This is a genomic window from Phytohabitans flavus (assembly GCF_011764545.1).
Taxonomy (GTDB): domain Bacteria; phylum Actinomycetota; class Actinomycetes; order Mycobacteriales; family Micromonosporaceae; genus Phytohabitans; species Phytohabitans flavus.
On sequence record NZ_AP022870.1, the window covers coordinates 8866656 to 8883384 of the forward strand.

Annotated in this window: 17 protein-coding genes; 9 read left to right on the forward strand and 8 right to left on the reverse strand. The window is 70.3% G+C overall.

Annotation, left to right across the window (positions count from 1 at the left end; translation table 11 throughout):
* Positions 1-2: 2 nt before the first annotated feature.
* The 3 genes from Pflav_RS39465 to Pflav_RS39475 all read left to right on the forward strand — a co-directional run bounded on the left by Pflav_RS39465 (position 3) and on the right by Pflav_RS39475 (position 1895).
* A complete protein-coding gene (locus Pflav_RS39465) occupies positions 3-404 on the forward strand; it encodes an acyl-CoA thioesterase (protein WP_173041649.1) in 402 nt (133 codons plus the stop codon).
* Complete coding sequence (locus tag Pflav_RS39470) at positions 401-1075, forward strand: hypothetical protein (RefSeq protein WP_173041650.1); 675 nt, start codon at positions 401-403, stop codon at positions 1073-1075. Before Pflav_RS39465 ends, Pflav_RS39470 begins: the two co-directional genes overlap by 4 nt.
* A 130-nt stretch (positions 1076-1205) precedes the next feature.
* Complete coding sequence (locus Pflav_RS39475) at positions 1206-1895, forward strand: type III secretion system chaperone family protein (RefSeq protein ID WP_377310180.1); 690 nt, start codon at positions 1206-1208, stop codon at positions 1893-1895.
* A 255-nt stretch (positions 1896-2150) separates the two neighbouring features.
* Here Pflav_RS39475 and Pflav_RS39480 read toward each other — a convergent pair whose 3' ends face one another.
* From Pflav_RS39480 to Pflav_RS39490, 3 genes are all read right to left on the reverse strand, one after another.
* A complete protein-coding gene (locus tag Pflav_RS39480) occupies positions 2151-2567 on the reverse strand; it encodes a globin (protein ID WP_173041651.1) in 417 nt (138 codons plus the stop codon).
* On the reverse strand, positions 2564-3958 hold the full coding sequence (locus Pflav_RS39485) for an MFS transporter (protein WP_232072461.1): 1395 nt from the start codon (positions 3956-3958) through the stop codon (positions 2564-2566). The genes Pflav_RS39480 and Pflav_RS39485 overlap by 4 nt, the downstream gene beginning before the upstream one ends.
* Positions 3959-4206: 248 nt before the next feature.
* The gene (locus Pflav_RS39490) at positions 4207-5256 is read right to left on the reverse strand and encodes a mechanosensitive ion channel family protein (RefSeq protein ID WP_415624359.1); all 1050 of its coding nucleotides are present in this window, start codon (positions 5254-5256) and stop codon (positions 4207-4209) included.
* A gap of 269 nt (positions 5257-5525) precedes the next feature.
* Between Pflav_RS39490 and Pflav_RS39495 the strand changes: the two genes are divergently transcribed.
* The gene (locus Pflav_RS39495) at positions 5526-6053 is read left to right on the forward strand and encodes an HNH endonuclease (RefSeq protein ID WP_173041652.1); all 528 of its coding nucleotides are present in this window, start codon (positions 5526-5528) and stop codon (positions 6051-6053) included.
* Between the two features lie 95 nt (positions 6054-6148).
* On the opposite strand, the gene Pflav_RS46845 is transcribed toward Pflav_RS39495, so the two are convergent.
* Positions 6149-6439, reverse strand: coding sequence for a kynureninase/PvdN C-terminal domain-containing protein (locus tag Pflav_RS46845; protein WP_232072463.1), 291 nt, complete (start codon positions 6437-6439; stop codon positions 6149-6151).
* Entirely contained in the window at positions 6436-7398 is a 963-nt protein-coding gene (locus Pflav_RS39500; RefSeq protein ID WP_232072465.1) for an aminotransferase class V-fold PLP-dependent enzyme, read from the reverse strand. The genes Pflav_RS46845 and Pflav_RS39500 overlap by 4 nt, the downstream gene beginning before the upstream one ends.
* A 19-nt stretch (positions 7399-7417) precedes the next feature.
* On the opposite strand from Pflav_RS39500, the gene Pflav_RS39505 reads away from it, so the two are divergent.
* From Pflav_RS39505 to Pflav_RS39515, 3 genes are read left to right on the forward strand one after another with little or no spacing between them, the layout of a single operon-like run.
* Positions 7418-8857, forward strand: a complete 1440-nt coding sequence (locus tag Pflav_RS39505; RefSeq protein ID WP_173041653.1) for an amidase — start codon at positions 7418-7420, stop codon at positions 8855-8857.
* 16 nt (positions 8858-8873) lie between these two features.
* Positions 8874-9206: an aa3-type cytochrome oxidase subunit CtaJ gene (gene ctaJ, locus Pflav_RS39510; protein WP_455430736.1), complete on the forward strand. Its 333-nt coding sequence runs from the start codon at positions 8874-8876 to the stop codon at positions 9204-9206.
* Positions 9193-9612, forward strand: coding sequence for a DUF5130 family protein (locus Pflav_RS39515; RefSeq protein WP_173041654.1), 420 nt, complete (start codon positions 9193-9195; stop codon positions 9610-9612). Before ctaJ ends, Pflav_RS39515 begins: the two co-directional genes overlap by 14 nt.
* Positions 9613-9640: 28 nt before the next feature.
* Here Pflav_RS39515 and Pflav_RS39520 read toward each other — a convergent pair whose 3' ends face one another.
* On the reverse strand, positions 9641-11146 hold the full coding sequence (locus Pflav_RS39520; protein ID WP_173041655.1) for an aldehyde dehydrogenase family protein: 1506 nt from the start codon (positions 11144-11146) through the stop codon (positions 9641-9643).
* 299 nt (positions 11147-11445) lie between these two features.
* On the opposite strand from Pflav_RS39520, the gene Pflav_RS39525 reads away from it, so the two are divergent.
* Together Pflav_RS39525 and Pflav_RS39530 are read left to right on the forward strand one after the other, a co-directional pair.
* The gene (locus Pflav_RS39525; RefSeq protein WP_173041656.1) at positions 11446-11772 is read left to right on the forward strand and encodes a hypothetical protein; all 327 of its coding nucleotides are present in this window, start codon (positions 11446-11448) and stop codon (positions 11770-11772) included.
* 377 nt (positions 11773-12149) lie between these two features.
* Positions 12150-13826: a 3-hydroxyacyl-CoA dehydrogenase family protein gene (locus Pflav_RS39530; protein ID WP_173041657.1), complete on the forward strand. Its 1677-nt coding sequence runs from the start codon at positions 12150-12152 to the stop codon at positions 13824-13826.
* Positions 13827-13847: 21 nt separating this feature from the next.
* Here the strand turns inward: Pflav_RS39530 and Pflav_RS39535 are convergent, their stop codons facing one another.
* Both Pflav_RS39535 and Pflav_RS39540 read right to left on the reverse strand, forming a co-directional pair.
* Positions 13848-14396 carry an excalibur calcium-binding domain-containing protein gene (locus tag Pflav_RS39535; RefSeq protein ID WP_173041658.1) on the reverse strand — a complete coding sequence of 183 codons (549 nt, stop codon included), beginning with the start codon at positions 14394-14396 and terminating at the stop codon, positions 13848-13850.
* Positions 14393-16507 (reverse strand): galactose oxidase early set domain-containing protein, encoded by a 2115-nt coding sequence (locus Pflav_RS39540; protein WP_232072467.1) that lies wholly within the window; start codon positions 16505-16507, stop codon positions 14393-14395. The genes Pflav_RS39535 and Pflav_RS39540 overlap by 4 nt, the downstream gene beginning before the upstream one ends.
* Positions 16508-16729: the final 222 nt, after the last annotated feature.

Below are 16729 nucleotides of genomic sequence, written 5' to 3' on the forward strand. Positions count from 1 at the left end.
GCGTGACTGACCGGTTCGTGTACCACTGCGCCGTGCGGTGGTCCGACATGGACGCGTACGGGCACGTGAACAACGCACGGTTCCTCACGCTGTACGAGGAGGCCCGGGTGGCGGTGATGTTCGTCGGCGCCCGGGAGGCCGGCGTGACCTCGCTGGAGGAGGGCATCGTCATCGCCCGCCACGAGATCGACTACCTGAGGCCGGTCGACTACGGCGACCCCGTGCGCATCGAGCTGTGGATCGAGGACATCCGGGCGGCCCGGTTCACGGTGGCGTACGAGCTCTACAACGGCGAGGTCCTGGCCAGCCGGGCGCGCACCGTGTGCGCCCCTTACAACCTGGGCGAGCAGCGTCCCCGCCGGCTCACGGAGGCCGAGCGGGCCTTTCTGAGCGCGTACCAATGAGGATCGACGCGCAGGACGCGGGCGCCTTCCTGGCCCGGCTGACCCGCCTGGACCCCAAAGCGGTGGTCCGGCTCAAGGGAGGCGGCGACAGCGGGCACGTCGCGCTCTGGGCCTTGCTGCCCTGGGGCGTGCTCGTCACCCGCACCGTCGAGGGTGCCGGGCCGGACGATGCCACGGTGTCTGCGGCGGAGCTGCTGGCCGAGTTGGGCCGTGGGGGAGACACGCTGCCGGCCCGCCGCGACCAGCAGTGGCGCTGGCCGCTGCCGCCGCCGGGCGCGCAGGTCGTGGAGACCGTTCCCGCCGCCGAGGTGCACCGCATCGCCGCCGTGGCTGCGGGCACGTTGCGTACGGCCAGCACCGAGGGGGTCGGTGGCCGGGCGGTGGGACAGCGGGCACTTCGCGACGCGCTACTGGATCATGTTGCGATCCTGGTCACACACGGGGAGTCTCAGTTCGAAGTGCCGCAAAGGTTGATCCAGGCCGTCGTACGGATGGGGTTTGTCGGCCGTTCGGCCCCGGCTGCCAGTGAAGTAGTCCCCGTACATGTAGGCGAAGTGCGTGTGCAAGCTATCGGCCGATGGGTTGGGTTGGCGGCACCATACGGTGTTGCGTGGCTACTTCCCGTGAGTCAATTCGCGGTACGACCAGCCGCAGCTCATACGAACGGCTGATACCGCATCATCTTTCTGGCTTGGTGGGGTCGTTGGGGGATGCCTGAAGCCGGCTGTCCGGGTACCGTCGTGCGTCGGGTCCAACGCAACGTAGGCGGCTGGATCCGCTGGGGAGTGAGGTGCACGAGCGATGCCGTGGTGGCAATGGCGCCCCGGTCACACCGGTGGCGGAAGGCTGGAGAGGCCAGGCGTGACCCAGAAAGCCATCGGGGACGAGCCGGAAGCGGCGGGCACCGGGAGCGCTCCACGGCAAGGCGGAGCGCCGCGACCTTCAAACGGCGGCGGCGCTAAACGCGCGGCCGTCCCTGGCAAGGTCCGCGTCGGCGTCCCGGCCCAACGCGAGGCCGGGCACATTACCGTCCCCGCCGATCTGTCCAGCATGGACGACGAGATGCCGGTCAAGGTCGCCCCCGTCACGCTGCGCCGCATCGGCGAGGCCCTCGACCTGCTCGACGTGCGCTACCTCGCGGACGGCGACGGCAGCCTGCTGGCGATGTGGGAGCGGCACGCCGTGCTCTTCACGCTCGAGGGGCCGGACGACGAGATCCTCGTGATGCGTGCCCGTCCACACTCGACGGTCCCGCCGGACTGGGCCGACCGCGCCTACCGCGTGGTCAACGAGTGGAACCACACGCGCCGCTTCTGCAAGGCGTATGTTGGCGATCCCACCGAGCGGGGCCAGCTGCCCATCTACGCCGAGCTGCAGGTGCCGCTGAGTGCCGGCGCACACGACGCGCTGGTGGTCGAGCTGCTCGACTGCGGCGCAGCGGTGGCCACGTCGTTCGTTGACTGGCTGCACGACGAGGGCGCGCTCCTCTAGCAAGATCGCAACAGCGCGCCTTGGAAGATCGCAAGAGCGCGCCGTCGACTGTGTCGGAGGCCGCGTCCAGCCGGGCGAGGCCGGCCCTGGAGACGCCGTTGACCGCCGAGAACGTGCCGCCGGCATAGAGTCGCCGGCCAGAGGCGGCCAGCGCCCGTACGTCGCCCCAGTCGATGCCGGCGCTGGAAGCCCGCCACCCGCGCGCCGGCCGCGACCGAGAGGCGGGCCAGACCAACGACCGCGGCAGTCGCGCTGTTATACGGTCTTCAACCCATTTGTCGGACCAGCCGGGCCCGGCTCGTCGTCCATCGTGTTGACCATGAAGTACGCCGCCCGCTCCAGGTACTCCCAGAGCGTCGTGTGCTGGTCGGCCGGGAGGTCGAGGCTGTCCACGGCCCGGCGCATGTGCAGCAGCCAGGCGTCCCGCTCGGCCGGCCCCACCCGGAACGGCGCGTGCCGCATCCGCAGCCGGGGGTGCCCGCGCTGCGCCGAGTACGTGTTCGGACCGCCCCAGTACTGCATCAGGAAGAGGGTCAGCCGGTCGGCCGCCGGCCCGAGATCCTCCTCCGGATACATCGGGCGGAGCAGCGGGTCAGTCGCCACCCCCGCATAGAACTCGTCGACCAGCTTGCGGAATGTCGGCTCGCCGCCGACCGCGTCGAAGAAGTTCACCGCTCCATCTTGCCAGGCAGCCCTACCTGCTCGACGACGTCACGTGCGTCACCCTGATGCGCGCCGTTCTGCCGGATCGGCTGGTCGAGATCGTCCGGCAGCGGCGGCTGGACGGCCCCCGGCTGGCTGCGGGCGGCTGCGGCCACCGCGGCGTTGAACCTGTCGGCGGTCGGCCACTGGGTCGCGGCCAGCAGGATCAGCACCACACCGGCCAGGCTCCAGAGCCCGACCACGCGGGGGATCGGGTTGTGCTCGGCGAGCACGCCAGTGGCCAGCACCGCTGCGCCCTGCATGATCTGGGTGCCGCTCTGCATCACGCCGAACGCGCGGGCCCGGTACCCATGGGGCAGCGCTTGGACGAACAGGCCGTTGGCCGCGGGCATCATGCCGGCGACGGCGAAGCCGCAGATCGCGGCCATCACCGCGATGCCCAGCGCCGAGGGGCCGACGATGGCCGGTACGAGTGAGAGCGGCGCCAGCACCGCGAACGGCCGGATCATCGCGCGCCGCAGGTCGGGCCGGAGCAGCCGGGCGGTCACCAGGCCGCCGATGATGAAGCCGGCTGGACTGGCCGCCATGATCAGACCCTGGGAGAAACCGCGCCCCGTCTCGGTCTCGCCCAGCGTGGCCGCCCAGGCGGCGGCCAGGCCCTCGGGCACGATCGCGAAGAGCATGGCAGCGAAGACGAGCACGGCGATCGCGCGCAGCACCGGCGTACCGAAGACGATCCGGAAGCCGTCAGCGGTCTCCCGCAGCAGGTGGCTGCGGTGGGCGGCGGCCATCGCCGGCGGCCGGGCGCGCACGCCGAAGCGGATCAGTATTGCCGACGCCGCATACGTACCGGCGTCGATCGCCAGCGCCAGCCGTGGGCTGACCGCCGCGATCGCGGCGCCCGCCAGGTAGCCGGTGACCTGGGCGGCCTGCCCCGTCGTGAGGTTGACCGAGAGGCCCACGACGAGGCGGTCGCCGGCCAGGATCATCGGGAGCAGGGCCGAGCGGGCGGCCTGGGACGGCGGGTTGGCCAGCGTGCAGAGGAAGATAATGACGAGGAGGAGGGGAGCCGGCATCTCGACGAGCGCGATCGACCCGACCAGCACCAGGCGGACCACGTCGGCGCTGACCATGACCGTGCGGTACGGATACCGCTCCGCGACGGCGGCCAGCAGTGGGCCGCCCAGCAGCCACGGCAGGTAGCTGATCGCGAATGCGGCGGCCGACATCGCCACGGACTGGGTCTGCTCGTAGACCAGCACCGTGATCGCGGCCTTGGCTACATAGTCACCGACCCAGGACAGCGCGCTCGCGATATAGACCGCTCGGTACTCCGGCTGGCTGAACACCTCGCTAAAGGTGGCCTGCCGCTCAGCGGTGGCGCGTGCCTCGTCGGACACCGGGGAGCCTCCATCGTCCCGACCGGGCAGTCACTTGTGGTGGCATCGCCGGAGGAACGCCAACTAGACGGAAAGGCGAGATCATCGTGACGCTCCGCCAAGGAGCTATTCACGAATTCTGCCCGATCGTCTGACAACTCGCTAGGGCGAACGGATGGTCCGTCGCCTCGACGACTGAACGAACGGACGATACCTGACCGTCCACCTGGCGCGCGACCCACGCGCCACGCTTCCCTCGTCCGTGCTCGTCAGGTGGCGCCGCCGCGGGTGTCTCCCTCTCCGTTCGGGGCGGCGGGGCGGGGAAACATGCGGGTCGCCGCGATCCGCGCGGTGATGCCGGAGGCGTCCAGCGCCTCGCTCAGCCGGCGGCGCAGCTCACGGCCGACGTCGAACTGGCCGTCCGCGGTGGTCTTCGCGATCGTCCGGATCACCGCGCCGTCCACAGTGACCTGCTCGACGCCGAGCACGTCCGGCGGCTCCACGAAGTGCGCGGCCAGGTCCGGGTCCTCGGCGACCTCGGCGGCGGCCGCCCGCATGACCGAGGTGGCCTCCTCGACGCCGGCGTAGCCGATCGGCATGTCCACGATGACCAGCGCCCAGCCCTGGCTCTTGTTGCCGACTCGGATGATCTCGCCGTTGCGGATGTACCAGAGCACGCCGCGCGCGTCCCGGACGGTGGTGATGCGCAGCCCCACCGCCTCGACTATGCCGGTCGCTTCGCCGAGGTCGACGGTGTCGCCGACGCCGTACTGGTCCTCCAGCAGCATGAAGATGCCCGACAGCACGTCCTTGACCAGCGACTGCGCGCCGAAGCCGAGCGCGACGCCGGCGATGCCCGCGCTGGCGATGAGCGGCGCCAGGTTGAAGTTGAGCTCGGACAGGATCAGCAGTACCGCGATCGCGAAGACCACCGCGGTGACCGTGTTGCGCAGTACCGACCCGATCGCCTCGGCCCGCTGCCGGCGCCGCTCGGGTACGACCGCGCTCGGATCCGCCGTGGCGGCGGGTGCGCTCGGGATCCGCTCGCGCAGCGGCCGGAGGATCGCCGGTACCGAGGCGTGCGCCGACGTGCGTACCAACCGGCTGATCATGCGGTGGGCGGCCCAGCGGATCAGCAGCGCGATCAGCAGGATCAGGATGATGCGGAGCGGCTTGACGAGGATCCAGAAGCTGCTCTCCGCAAACCACGCGTTGCCGGTGATGTCGTAAATCTGCTTGCAGACGGTGTCCATCCGGCAATCCACGCCGACGGTGGGAGTCGTGGTGGGGTCCGGCTCGGCGAGGAGGGCGGCAATCACGTGTGCCTTAGTACCGCAACCGACCCCTCGGCGGCGAGGCGGGGGCGACCCGGTTGGCTACCTCGTCATCGGATAAACCGGTCATCTTGCCCCGGGATACCTAAGCTTCACGAGGTAGGCGCCGAATAGTACGTGCAATTCTCCTACCCATCAGGGACTATTGGCCCACGGACGCCGGTGATCTGCCGGCGTCGGCCGCGGTCACCGACGGCCTGCGGCGGGCTGGGCTGACAGGGAGCTGGTCTGCAGGACCTGGAGAGGTGAGCGCGATGCCTGACATACGACCCTCGGTGGGCTCGGGAGCATTAGTTCTCAATGCCACTTACGAGCCGCTGTGTGTCGTGTCAGTGCGAAGAGCCGCGATCCTTGTCCTGTCCGCGAAGGCCGTCTGCGTCGCCGACGGCGACGGCATCCTGCACAGCGCCCGTCACGACCTACCCGTCCCCTCAGTGGTGCGGCTGACCCGCTACGTCCGGGTACCCTACCGCAGCCACGTCGGCCTCTCCCGGCGGGCCATCTTCGCCCGCGACGGCTGGCGCTGCGCCTACTGTCGCGGCCCGGCCGAGACCATCGACCACGTCTTCCCGCGCAGCCGCGGCGGGCGGCACGCCTGGGAAAACGTGGTGGCCGCCTGTGCCAAGTGCAACCACGCCAAGGGTGACCGCACCCCGGCGGAGCTCGGCTGGAGGCTGCACGCGTTGCCCGCGGCGCCGAAAGGGATGGCCTGGCGGGTCCTCGGCCACCGCGCCCCGGACCCACGCTGGGCCGACTGGCTAGACCTCCCCGAAGCGGCGTAGACGCCGCTTTTATTGATTCCGGGGTCAAGCTTCGCGCGCCGTCGCCACCCACCCATCGCCCGCCACGGGTGATCAACTGGGCAAAGACGCAGATCCTAGGTCACCCGGGCATGCCGCTCTGGGTAGTCCAGGTGCGAACCGCTCGCCGCGATCGCCCGCAGGCGGGCCAGCCCGGTGTACACGTCGACGAAGCGGGTGTACAGCGCGCCGAAGCCGAGCCGCAGCCGGTCCGGCGTCCGGAAGTCGGGCACCACGCCGGCCGCGCGCAGCGCCTGGCTGTACTGCCACGCCCGCGGATGGTGCAGCGTCACGTGCCCACCCCGGCGGGTGCCGGCGCGCGGCGAGGCGAGCGCGAAACCGTGCGGCGCCAGCCACGCGTCGCTCACCTCGATCGCGTACGCCCCGAGCGCCGCCCCTTCTCCGCGATCGCCCCGATGCCCGCCTCGGCTGTGATGCGGGCGCCCTCCAGCGCCGCGTACGCGCCGAGCACCGGCGGCGTGCCCACCTGGAAGCGGTCGATCGAGGCCACCGGGTCGTACTCGGCACCCATGTCGAACTGGTCCCGCTGCCCGAACCAGCCCCAGATCGGCTGGCGCAGCTCAGGCTGGAGGTCGGCCCGCACGTAGAGGAACGCGGGCGCGCCGGGACCGGCGTTGAGGTGCTTGTACGTACACCCAACCGCGAGATCGACCCCGGCGGAGCGCAACGGCACGCGGACCGCGCCCGCCGAGTGGCTGAGGTCCCAGAGGACGAGCGCGCCAACCTCGTGGGCGGCGGCGGTGACGGCCGCCATGTCCGCGACCGCGCCCGAGCGGTACGCGACGTGTGAGAGCGAGACCAGCGCCACGTCCTCGTCCAGCGCCTCGCGCACGGCCTCGACGGATATGCCCAGGTCGATGTCGGTCTTCACCACCCGCAGGTCGAGGCCGCGCTCCTCGGCCAACCCCTGGAAGATGTACCGGTCACTGGGGAAGTTGTCGTCGTCTGTGACGATCACGTGCCGGTCGGGGCGGGCGGCGCAGGCGGCGACGGCGAGCTTGTAGAGGTTGACGCTCGTCGAGTCGGAGAGCACCACCTCGCCCGGCTCGGCCTCCAGCACGCCACCCGCCAGCACGTCGCCGACCTCGCGGGACAGCGTGATCCACCGGTCCCACCCGCGGATCAGGTCGCCACCCCACTCTTCGATCGCCAGGTGCAGCCGCTCCCTTGTGGACCTGGGCAGCCGGCCCAGCGAGTTGCCGTCGAGGTACACGAGGTGCTCGTCGGGAATGACAAACCGTTCGCGAAAGGGCGCGAGCATGTCTGCGGCATCGAGTTCGCGGGCGCGGGCGAGAAAGTCCGTCACCCGATACAAACTAAGGGGCATGGCTGATCTACACGATCTCTCCGCCTTGGAGCAGGCCGGCGCGATCCGGCGGCGTGAGGTGTCCAGCGCTGAGCTGGTCGACCACTACCTGGCCCGGATCGAGGCGCACGGCGACACGGTGGGCGCCTTTGTCACGGTCACCGCCGACCAGGCGCGTGCTCAGGCGAAGGCGGCCGACGGTGTGCCGGACGAGCAGCGCGCGCCACTGCACGGCGTGCCCACGGCGATCAAGGACCTGACCATGACGGCGGGGGTGCGTACGACGTTCGGCTCGGCCGCGTTCGCCGAATACATCCCGCCGGTCGACGCCGACGTGGTAGCCCTGCTCCGCGCGGCCGGAACGATCAGCCTCGGCAAGACCACCACCTCTGAGCTGGGCATTTCCCTCTACTCCGAGGGAAAGGTCGCCCCGCCGGCCCGCAACCCGTGGGGTCTGGAGTACACCGCCGGCGGCTCCAGCGGCGGCGCGGCCGCGGCGGTGGCGGCCGGGCTCGTGCCGTTCGCGCAGGGCTCTGATGGTGGCGGGTCGGTGCGCATCCCGGCCGCGCTGTGCGGTCTTGTCGGGTTCAAGCCCACTCGCGGCGTTGTCTCCACCGGGCCGTTCGGCTTCGGCGCGTTCGGGTTGCCCACGCCCGGCCCGCTGGCCCGGACGGTGACCGACGCCGCGGCGATGCTCGACGCGATGGCCGTTCGCCTCCCCGGCGAGCCCTACCTCGCCACGCCGCCGCCCGAGGACGGCTACCTGGCCGCGGCCCAACGGCCCGGCCCTCCGCTGCGCGTGGGCCGCTTCACCACCCCGATGCTGGCCGCGGACCAGACGGTCGACCCCGCCTGCGTGGACGCCGTCGACATCGTGGCCGCCGCGCTGGCCGGCGCCGGCCACGAGGTGATCGACATCATGTCGCCGCTCGGGCCCGACGTCTGGCCGCTCTTCGAGACCATTTGGTACGTGCTGGCGCTGGCCCCCGTACCGCCGGACCGCGAGTCCGAGCTGCTGCCGCTGACCCGGCTGATGCGGGAGCGTGGTGCGGCGGTCACCGTGCCCCAGCTGATGAGCACGCTCTCTGAGATCCAGGTACAGGTGCGCAGCGGAATGCGCGCCGTCGCCGGGTACGACCTGCTGCTCTGCCCCACACTCGCGATGCCACAGGCCCGGGTCGGCTCGTTCACCGAGGCCGGCGACCCGGCGCTCGACTTCGACATGCAGCGGCGGTTCTCCCCGTACTGCGCGGTGTTCAACGTCACGGGCCAGCCGTCGCTTTCGCTGCCGGTCCCGCGGGCCGAAGGGATGCCCGTTGGCGTACTGCTGAGCGGCCGGCCCGGGGCCGATGGTGCCCTGCTCGCGGCCGCCGCCGAGCTGGAATCCTCCCTCGGATGGGGCGACCGGCACCCCGAGATCTGGCGGGCGACGCCCTCCGCTACCGTGAACGGCGTCTGAGTCAGGAGTGTTGTCCGTGTCTGTTACCGAGACGGTGCTCGTCTTCGCCGGCATACCGCTGGCGATCGTGCTCGTGATCTCTGGGCTGGCCGCGCTCGGTGGCGGTCACGCAGCCAAGCGCTACCGGCCGGGGCGCCCGTTCGAGTTCGCCCCGGTGTGGTTCCTCGCCGCCCCGGAGCAGCTGGCCGGTGCCCAGGGCGCAGGCTCTGCGGCCACGCCGGGCGAGCTGCCCGCCGGCACGGCGTCGCACGCGGCGCTGCCCGCCGGTTCTACCGAGGACAAGGGCGGCGAGCTCGTAGCGGCGCCGACTCGGGTCGGACCGACTGGAGGCGCAAGTGACCGGTGGTGACCACCCCACCCCGGACGGCCCGGCCGTCCGTTCCGGTGTGCTGGACGGGCCGTTCAACACCCGGCAGCTGCTGCGCCTGGACGAGGCGCTGCGGGTGGCCGACCGTTCCACCGGCCTGACCTTCAGCGTCTACATCGGAGACCTGGACGAGCCGGTGCGCGGCCACGCGGAAAAGCTGCACGGCCAGCTCGCCGACCCGGACCGCTCGGTGCTCGTCGCCGTGTCGCCAAACCAGCGCGTGCTGGAGATCGTCACCGGCTCGGTGGCCCGCAAGCGGCTCCTCGACCGCGAGGCCAAGCTTGCCGCGCTGTCGATGGTGGCCTCCTTCGGCGGCGGCGACCTGGCCGGCGGCATCATCAGCGGCCTGGACCAGCTCGCCACGCACGCCGGTCGCGCCCGCCGCTGACACCGCGGCTGCTCCGCGTCCCGGCCGGCTAGCGGCTGCGGCCGTAGAGCAGTTTGACGACCTTGACGATGCGGTCGACGTCCTTCGGCGTGCGCTCAAAGGTCTGCGCCGGCAGTACGGACGGCCCACGGCGCCGCGTGATGGCCTTGGCCCGGCCGAACTCGCGCAGCCCGTCGTCGCCGTGGATCCGTCCGAACCCGGACTCGCCCACCCCGCCGAACGGCAGCGTGGACATGCCCACGAACGTCAGCGCCGAGTTGATCGCGGTCATGCCGGAGCGTAGCCGCCGGGCGATGGCCACCGCCCGGCGCTGGCCGAAGACCGAGCCGCCCAGCCCGTAGGGCACCGCGTTGGCTAGCTCCACAGCCTCGTTCGCGTCGCGCACGCGCCGGATCGTGAGCGTCGGCCCGAACGTCTCCTCGCGCACGGCCGCCGAGTCTTCGGGCACGTCGACGAGGATTGTCGGCCTCACGTACGGCGGCTGCACGGACTCGGGCCCGCCGAGCACCGCGCGGCCGCCGCGGGCCAGCGCGTCGTCGATGTGGCGGCGGATGATGTCGATCTGCGCGGGCATCGTGATCGGACCGAGGTCCGCGTCCTTGCCGGCTCCCACGGTCAGCTTTTCGGCCCGCTCCACGACCTTTGCGACGAAGGCGTCGTGGACCTGCTCCACCGCATACACCCGCTCGATGCCGATGCAGGTCTGGCCGGCGTTGGTGAGCCCACCCCACACCGCCGCCTCGGCGGCCTTGTCGATGTCGGCGTCGCTGTCGACGATCATCGCGTCCTTGCCACCGGCCTCCATGAGCACCGGCGTGAGCGTCTCGGCGCAGGCGGCCATCACCTTGCGGGCGGTGGCCGACGAACCGGTGAAGGCGAGCTTGCCCACCCCGGAGCGGCAGAGCGCCGCACCCACGTCGCCGAGCCCGTGCACGATCTGGAAGACCGGGTGCTCGGGCACCACCCGCGCGAACGAGTCGACAAGCCACTGCCCGACCGCCGGCGTGTACTCGCTGGGCTTGTAGACCACCGCGTTGCCGGCGGCCAAGGCGTACGCGATCGAGCCGAGCGGGGTCACCACCGGGTAGTTCCACGGGCCGATGACGCCGATCACGCCATACGGCTGGTACTCCAGATGGGCGGAGAACTCGGCGAGCACAAGCCGGGTGCGCACCTTGCGCGGGCCGAGCACCCGGCGGGCGTTGCGTGCGGACCAGTCGGCGTGCTCGATGGCCGCGACCGCCTCCACCACCGCCTCGGCGACCGGCTTGCCCGACTCGCGGTTGACAAGGTCGGCCAGCTCGGTCACCTGCTGGGCGAGGAGGGCACGCCAGCGCAGCAGCCGCTCCTTGCGCCCGGCGAAGCCAAGACCGGCCCACCAGAGCCCGGCCTCCCGGCCGCGCTCGACCGCGCGGGCCACGTCGTCGGCGGTGGCAACGGGGAAGCGCCCGGCCTCCGCGCCGGTCGCCGGATTGGTGGAGACGAGCGCGCCGTCCTCGATCCAGGGAGCCCCGGGCGTATGCACAGCGGTCATGCCCGGGAGTGTAGACCCAAACCTACCCACCGGTAAGGAGATCGCTATACGCCCGGCGCGCGCCCTAGACGACGTGATCGTCCTATTTGGACCGGCAGATCCTGACCGCACGCTTTGTGCTGTGTATTGAAGAAGTGCGACCGCGATCAAGGAATAGCGGGTCAGCGGCGGCGCCTTTAAACGCGTAGCTTGACCGGGTGCACATCTGCTACGTCGATGATTCCGGTCGAGGAAAGGCGCGTACGGTAACCGGCCTGATCATTCCTGCCGCGAAATGGAATGATCTAATGCATTGCTGGTTGGAAGGTCGCAAGAGGCTGACCGCGACGTGGGGAGTCCGCGAGCACGTCGAGCTGCACGGCAATGAGCTGGCCCGAGGGCGAGGCGCCTACTGCGAGTCGGAAGAGCAGGAGCGAATCTTCAAGAATCGAGCCGTCCGGCTCGGTGCGTATGATCTTATGCTCGCTGCGCTGGCCGGCTGCGGCGCGCTGAGCGCGACGACCGTCTGTTGCGCGACGGCGCACATGCCGACGGCGTACGCGCGGTTTGTCGAGCACCTGGAGCGGTGGGCGGCCGATGTGGACACGCACGTGCTCGTCGTGCCGCGACTCAGTGGCTGTGGGTGAATACGAATCTGTGGCCCAAAGGTGGGCCGACGCACGGGCGGCCGCTTACGGAGGTGGCGAAATCCTACGAGAGCCTGGCCGGGCTGTGGTTGCCTCCGGACCAGTTCGGTATCCACTGGGCGAGCGCGGACGCCCCGAAATACGAAGAAGCCCTCGGATGACCGAGGGCTCTTCGAGGGGCGAGATCCCGTGGGAGCCCTCTCTGGACTCATGGGAACTCGCGTAGCCAAGTATGCGCTTAGAGAGGGGCGGGGGCAACCCTGGACTCGCCGCCGAGAGCGCCGGGCCGGTGCGTGAGATAGGCCACCCGTTGCGATGGGGCGGACGCGACGTGGCAGACTCGCGCGCATAACCTTAGCGAGCGTTAGGGGACGGCCGTGGCGCGCGAGATCAACGTCGTGGGCGTGGTCGGGTTGGGCACGATGGGCGCGGGGATCGTGGAGGTCTTCGCCCGCAGCGGGATCGACGTCCTGGCGGTCGAGGTGAGCGAGGCCGCGCTGGAGCGGGGGCGGTCGACGCTCGCCGGCTCGACGGACCGGGCGGTCGCCAAGGGCAGGCTGGCGCCGGCCGACCGGGACGCGTTGCTCGGGCGGGTCACATTCGCCGTGGGACTTGCCGCGCTGCGGGACGTCGACCTGGTGATCGAGGCGGTGCCCGAGCACCTCGACCTCAAGCAGCGGCTCTTCGGCGAGCTTGACCGGGTCTGCAAGCCGACCGCGATCCTCGCCACCAATACGTCGTCGCTGAGCGTTACCGAGATCTCCGTGGCCACGCAGCGGCCCGGCCAGGTCATCGGCATGCACTTCTTCAACCCGGCGCCGATCATGAAACTGGTCGAGGTGATCCGGACCGTCGTGACCGCACCAGAGGTGGTCGCCGACGTGGAGGCCCTCTGCGCGCGGCTCGGCAAGGTCGACGTGACCATCAACGACCGGGCCGGCTTCATCGCGAACGCGCTGCTGTTCGGCTACCTCAACCACGCGGTCAACATGTACGAGGCCCGGTACGCCAGCCGGGAGGACATCGACGCGGCCATGAAGCTCGGCTGTGGGCTGCCGATGGGGCCGCTCGCGCTGATGGACCTGATCGGGCTGGACACCGCGTACGAGATCCTCGACACCATGTACCGCCGGGGCGGGCGGGACCGGCGGCACGCCCCCGCGCCACTCGTCAAGCAGATGGTGACAGCGGGACTGCTGGGCCGGAAGTCCGGCCGTGGCTTCTATACCTACGAGAAGCCGGGTTCGCCGGTACTCGTACCGGATGAGCAGACACCGACCGCGACGGAGCCGGCAGCCGCCGACGGCGCGCGGGGGATCGCGAAGGTCGGCGTCGTCGGGTCCGGGACCATGGCCACCGGCATCCTGGAGGTGTTCGCGGAGGCCGGGTACGAGGTCGTGTCCGTGGTCGACTGGTCGGCCACGTTGGAGCACCTGGCCGACGTCGACCTGGTGGTGGAGGCGGTGGCCGAGGAGCTGAGCGTCAAGCAGGCACTCTTCGCCGCGCTGGACGAGATCTGCAAGCCCGGAGTGGTGCTGGCGACCACCACGTCCTCGCTGCCGGTCATCGAGTGCGCGATGGCCACCCAGCGGCCGGCCGACGTGGTAGGGCTGCACTTCTTCGACCCGGCGCCGAGCAAGTCGCTGGTCGAGGTGGTGCACACGATCCGCACCTCGGCGGAGGCGCTCGGCACCGCCCGCGCGGTCGTCGCCGCCCTCGGCAAGACCGGCGTGGTCTGCGCCGACCGGGCCGGGTTCGTGGTAAACGCGCTGCTGCTCCCGTACCTCAACGACGCGGTCAAGATGCTCGAGGCGAGCTACTCGACGGTGGACGACATCGACAACGCGATGAAGCTGGGGTGCGGCTACCCGGTGGGGCCGTTCGAGCTGCTCGACAAGGTGGGGCTAGACGCGGCGCTGGCGATCCAGCGGGAGCTGTACCTGGAGTCGCGCGAGCCGGGCTTCGCGCCGGCGCCGCTGCTGGAGCAGCTCGTCACCGCTGGATACCTGGGGCGCGAGGCGGGACGTGGTTTCCGCCACCACACCTCGTCGTAGCTGTTACCGGCCGGCCGCGGATCAGTCGCCGTCGCCGCAGGCGATGCCGTCACCGTTGCGGTCGAGCTTGTGCCGGTCGCGACCGTTGACCTTCAGCGGCTTGTAGCCACGCTCCCGCAGCCAGGCACAGCCATCCGTCACGCCGTCCGGAAACTCCCAGGGCACGCAGATGGTGCGATCGCCGTACGAATAGTCGCAGCCCTCGTTGCCCTCCTCGATCTCGATCGGCGCGGTCGGCGAGGGCAGTGGGCGCTCCGGCGTTCCGGGCTTGTCGGCGAACTCGTGGATCCGGGGCGGCGCCGACACCGCGGACCCCGCCTGGTCCCGCTTGCCACCAGCGGCGGCCGCGGCGGGTCCGGCACCGCTGTCCGCGGCGTCGCTCTCACCCTGCTCAGCGGCGCTCTCCGGCGGCCGGCCACCGAACCAGACCGGACTGCCACCCTCGCCGCCGGCGACCGCGAAGCCGCCAGCGGCGAGCAGGAGTACCAGCAGCGCGCCGGCCATCGTCCACCGCTGAAGCGGGTTGCGGGCTTTCAGCCATCCGATCGCGGCCCTGTACCACCGGATCATCCGAGCTTGACCCACTTGGCGATGGACGGAACACCGTTGGCGCCGTGGACGAAGAGCATGTACCAGCCGGGCGGAGCGATGTTGGGGTTGCTCGTCACGTTGAGCCCGATGTTGTTGCCGCTGACCGTCATCGGCAGCTCCACGAACCGCTGGTTCGGGTCGGACGAGTGGGTCACGGCGGCCGGACGGATCAAGGACGCCCGCACGACCGGCGAGTTGACCGTGATCTGCTGCGTGCTGCCATACCCCCAGTTGGTCGCGGCGACCGAGGTGATCTGGGGCCGGGCGCCCTGGAAGAGGTACGGCGGCGAGTAGACCGAGATGCGGTTGTCGAACGTGCCGTTGCCCGGGTTTTCGCCGATCGCCATGACCCGCCCGTCAGGCAGCAGGAAGGCCGACGAGTGGTAGCTCCGCGGCACAGGGTCGGTGGCCATCCGCGGGCGGAACGTGTTGGAGATCGGGTCGAAGATGGACGCCTCGAACACCGGGTCCGCCCGGTTGTGCAGGGCACCGCCGGTCTCGAAGACGGTGCCGTCCGGCAGGAGCACGGCCGAGACGTACATCTTGCCCTGCTTGCTGCTCTGTGCGGCCCCGCCGGTGAGCGTGCCCTGCGGGATCGGCGGCCCGGCGACGTACTTCGGGCTGGCCGCCTTGAGATCGATGATGTCGGTCAGCCGGCCCGCGTCCACGTTGGTGTGGCCGTTGCCGCCGCCGAGCGTGAGCACCCGCTGATCCTGTGCCGGTGGCAGCAGCACGCTCATCGACTGGTCGCGGTAGTCCTTGTCCTGGAGGCCGGGCACGTCCGTGATGGAGCCGCTGGCGTAGTCGTAGATCGAGGCGCCGGTGCCCGGGAGACCCGCGCCGAACGTGTGGCTGCCGGTGTAGAACAGCCGCCCGTCCTGCATCAGGACCATCGTCGGGTACAGACCCCACCACTTCCAGCTCTGCTTCACCTCGTTCCAGGCCAGCCAGCGGTTTTCCGAGGACTTGAAGTACTCGGTGAAGGCCGTGCCCTTGGCGTCCTCGCCGAGGCCGCCGAGCGAGATGACGTCGCCGTTGCCCATGATGGTCGCCGAGGGGTACCAGTGACCGGCCTGCATGTTATTGATCTTCGTGTACTTGTTGGTCGCCGGGTCGAAGATGTACGAGCTGCGCAGGCCCTTGAAGCCGACGCTGCCGTCCGGGGTGGGGTAGTCCTTGTTGCCACCCATCACCAGCACGCGCCCGTCCTTCAACTGGACGTGACCGGCGCAGAAGAGGTCCTCCGGCGTGTTCACGTTCGTGAAAGAGCCGTTCGCGGGGTCGTAGACAGCGGTGCGGAACGTGCCGGCGCGGAATTCGGTGGTGCTGTTGCCGGAGCCGGCGACGAGCAGCACCTTGCCGTTGTGCAGGACCACCGCGTGGATGCCGCGGACCGCAGACTGGTACGGCATGACCTGCCAGCGTCCCTTGGTGCAGGCGACGCCGTCGGTGCAGGTCGGCGTCGGCGGCAGGGCGGTCGCGTCCGCCATCGAGTAGTCGTCGGTGATCAAGGTGCCCGGCCCGTACAGGCTGACACCCCAGATGATCTGGTCGGTGCCGGCCGGAAGAGGCGGAGTGCGCACTGTCTTCTGCTTGTACGCGTCGGTCGCGGCGAGCGTCGCCAAGTCCGTCCAGTACTGCCAGCCGGCGCTCGCGTCGTGCCGGAAGAGGGTCAGCGCGGCAGCCACGGTGGTGGACTTGTACCAGACGGACAAGTCGTACTGTCGGCCCTGCGTCACCTTGGGGGCACAGGTCGCGTTCTTCAGCATCATCACCTTGCGGTCACCGGACGTGTACCCGCTGATGGTTACTTTGCTGGCGACATTGCCGGTGTGGGCGTCCGTGGTCGTGCCGATGGAGAAGGTGTGCTCGCCATAGCCGCTCTTCTCCCAGCAGGTTGGAAACCCGGAAGTGCTGGCCTCGAGGCTGGGGTTTTGCACCAGATTGTCGGCGGCTTGGGCGGGTGCGGCGGCGGCCAGTCCCGTTACGAGGAGCGCGGTCAGTACGAGGATGCGACTGAGACCACGGCGTAACTCCGGGCTCCACATAGGTACCGGCTGCGGTCCATGTGCGAACCCGACGTCAGTCACTGCGGGGCTCCTCCAGTCGAAGCGTCTACCCTGGGCCGTCGGGGAGCCTACCCCGTGGTAGTGGCGAGGGCGTAGGGCCGTCCGGCTACGGTGGTGCACCTTGTCGCATCGGCTTGTATGGTTTGGCCGTCGGGCTATTGTCCGCCGCATCGGGCTTTTGTGGGCTTTGTGCCTTATCTAGCGGTCGGGCGCAACGGGGAGGGTGGCTTCGCGGTGATTTGC

Coding starts and splice junctions, on each gene's coding strand:
- Pflav_RS39535 (WP_173041658.1), bottom strand. CDS start 14,396: ATGATCCGGTGGTACAGGGCCGCGATCGGATGGCTGAAAGCCCGCAAC.
- Pflav_RS39495 (WP_173041652.1), top strand. CDS start 5,526: ATGCCTGACATACGACCCTCGGTGGGCTCGGGAGCATTAGTTCTCAAT.
- Pflav_RS39505 (WP_173041653.1), top strand. CDS start 7,418: ATGGCTGATCTACACGATCTCTCCGCCTTGGAGCAGGCCGGCGCGATC.
- Pflav_RS39475 (WP_377310180.1), top strand. CDS start 1,206: ATGCCGTGGTGGCAATGGCGCCCCGGTCACACCGGTGGCGGAAGGCTG.
- Pflav_RS39470 (WP_173041650.1), top strand. CDS start 401: ATGAGGATCGACGCGCAGGACGCGGGCGCCTTCCTGGCCCGGCTGACC.
- Pflav_RS39520 (WP_173041655.1), bottom strand. CDS start 11,146: ATGACCGCTGTGCATACGCCCGGGGCTCCCTGGATCGAGGACGGCGCG.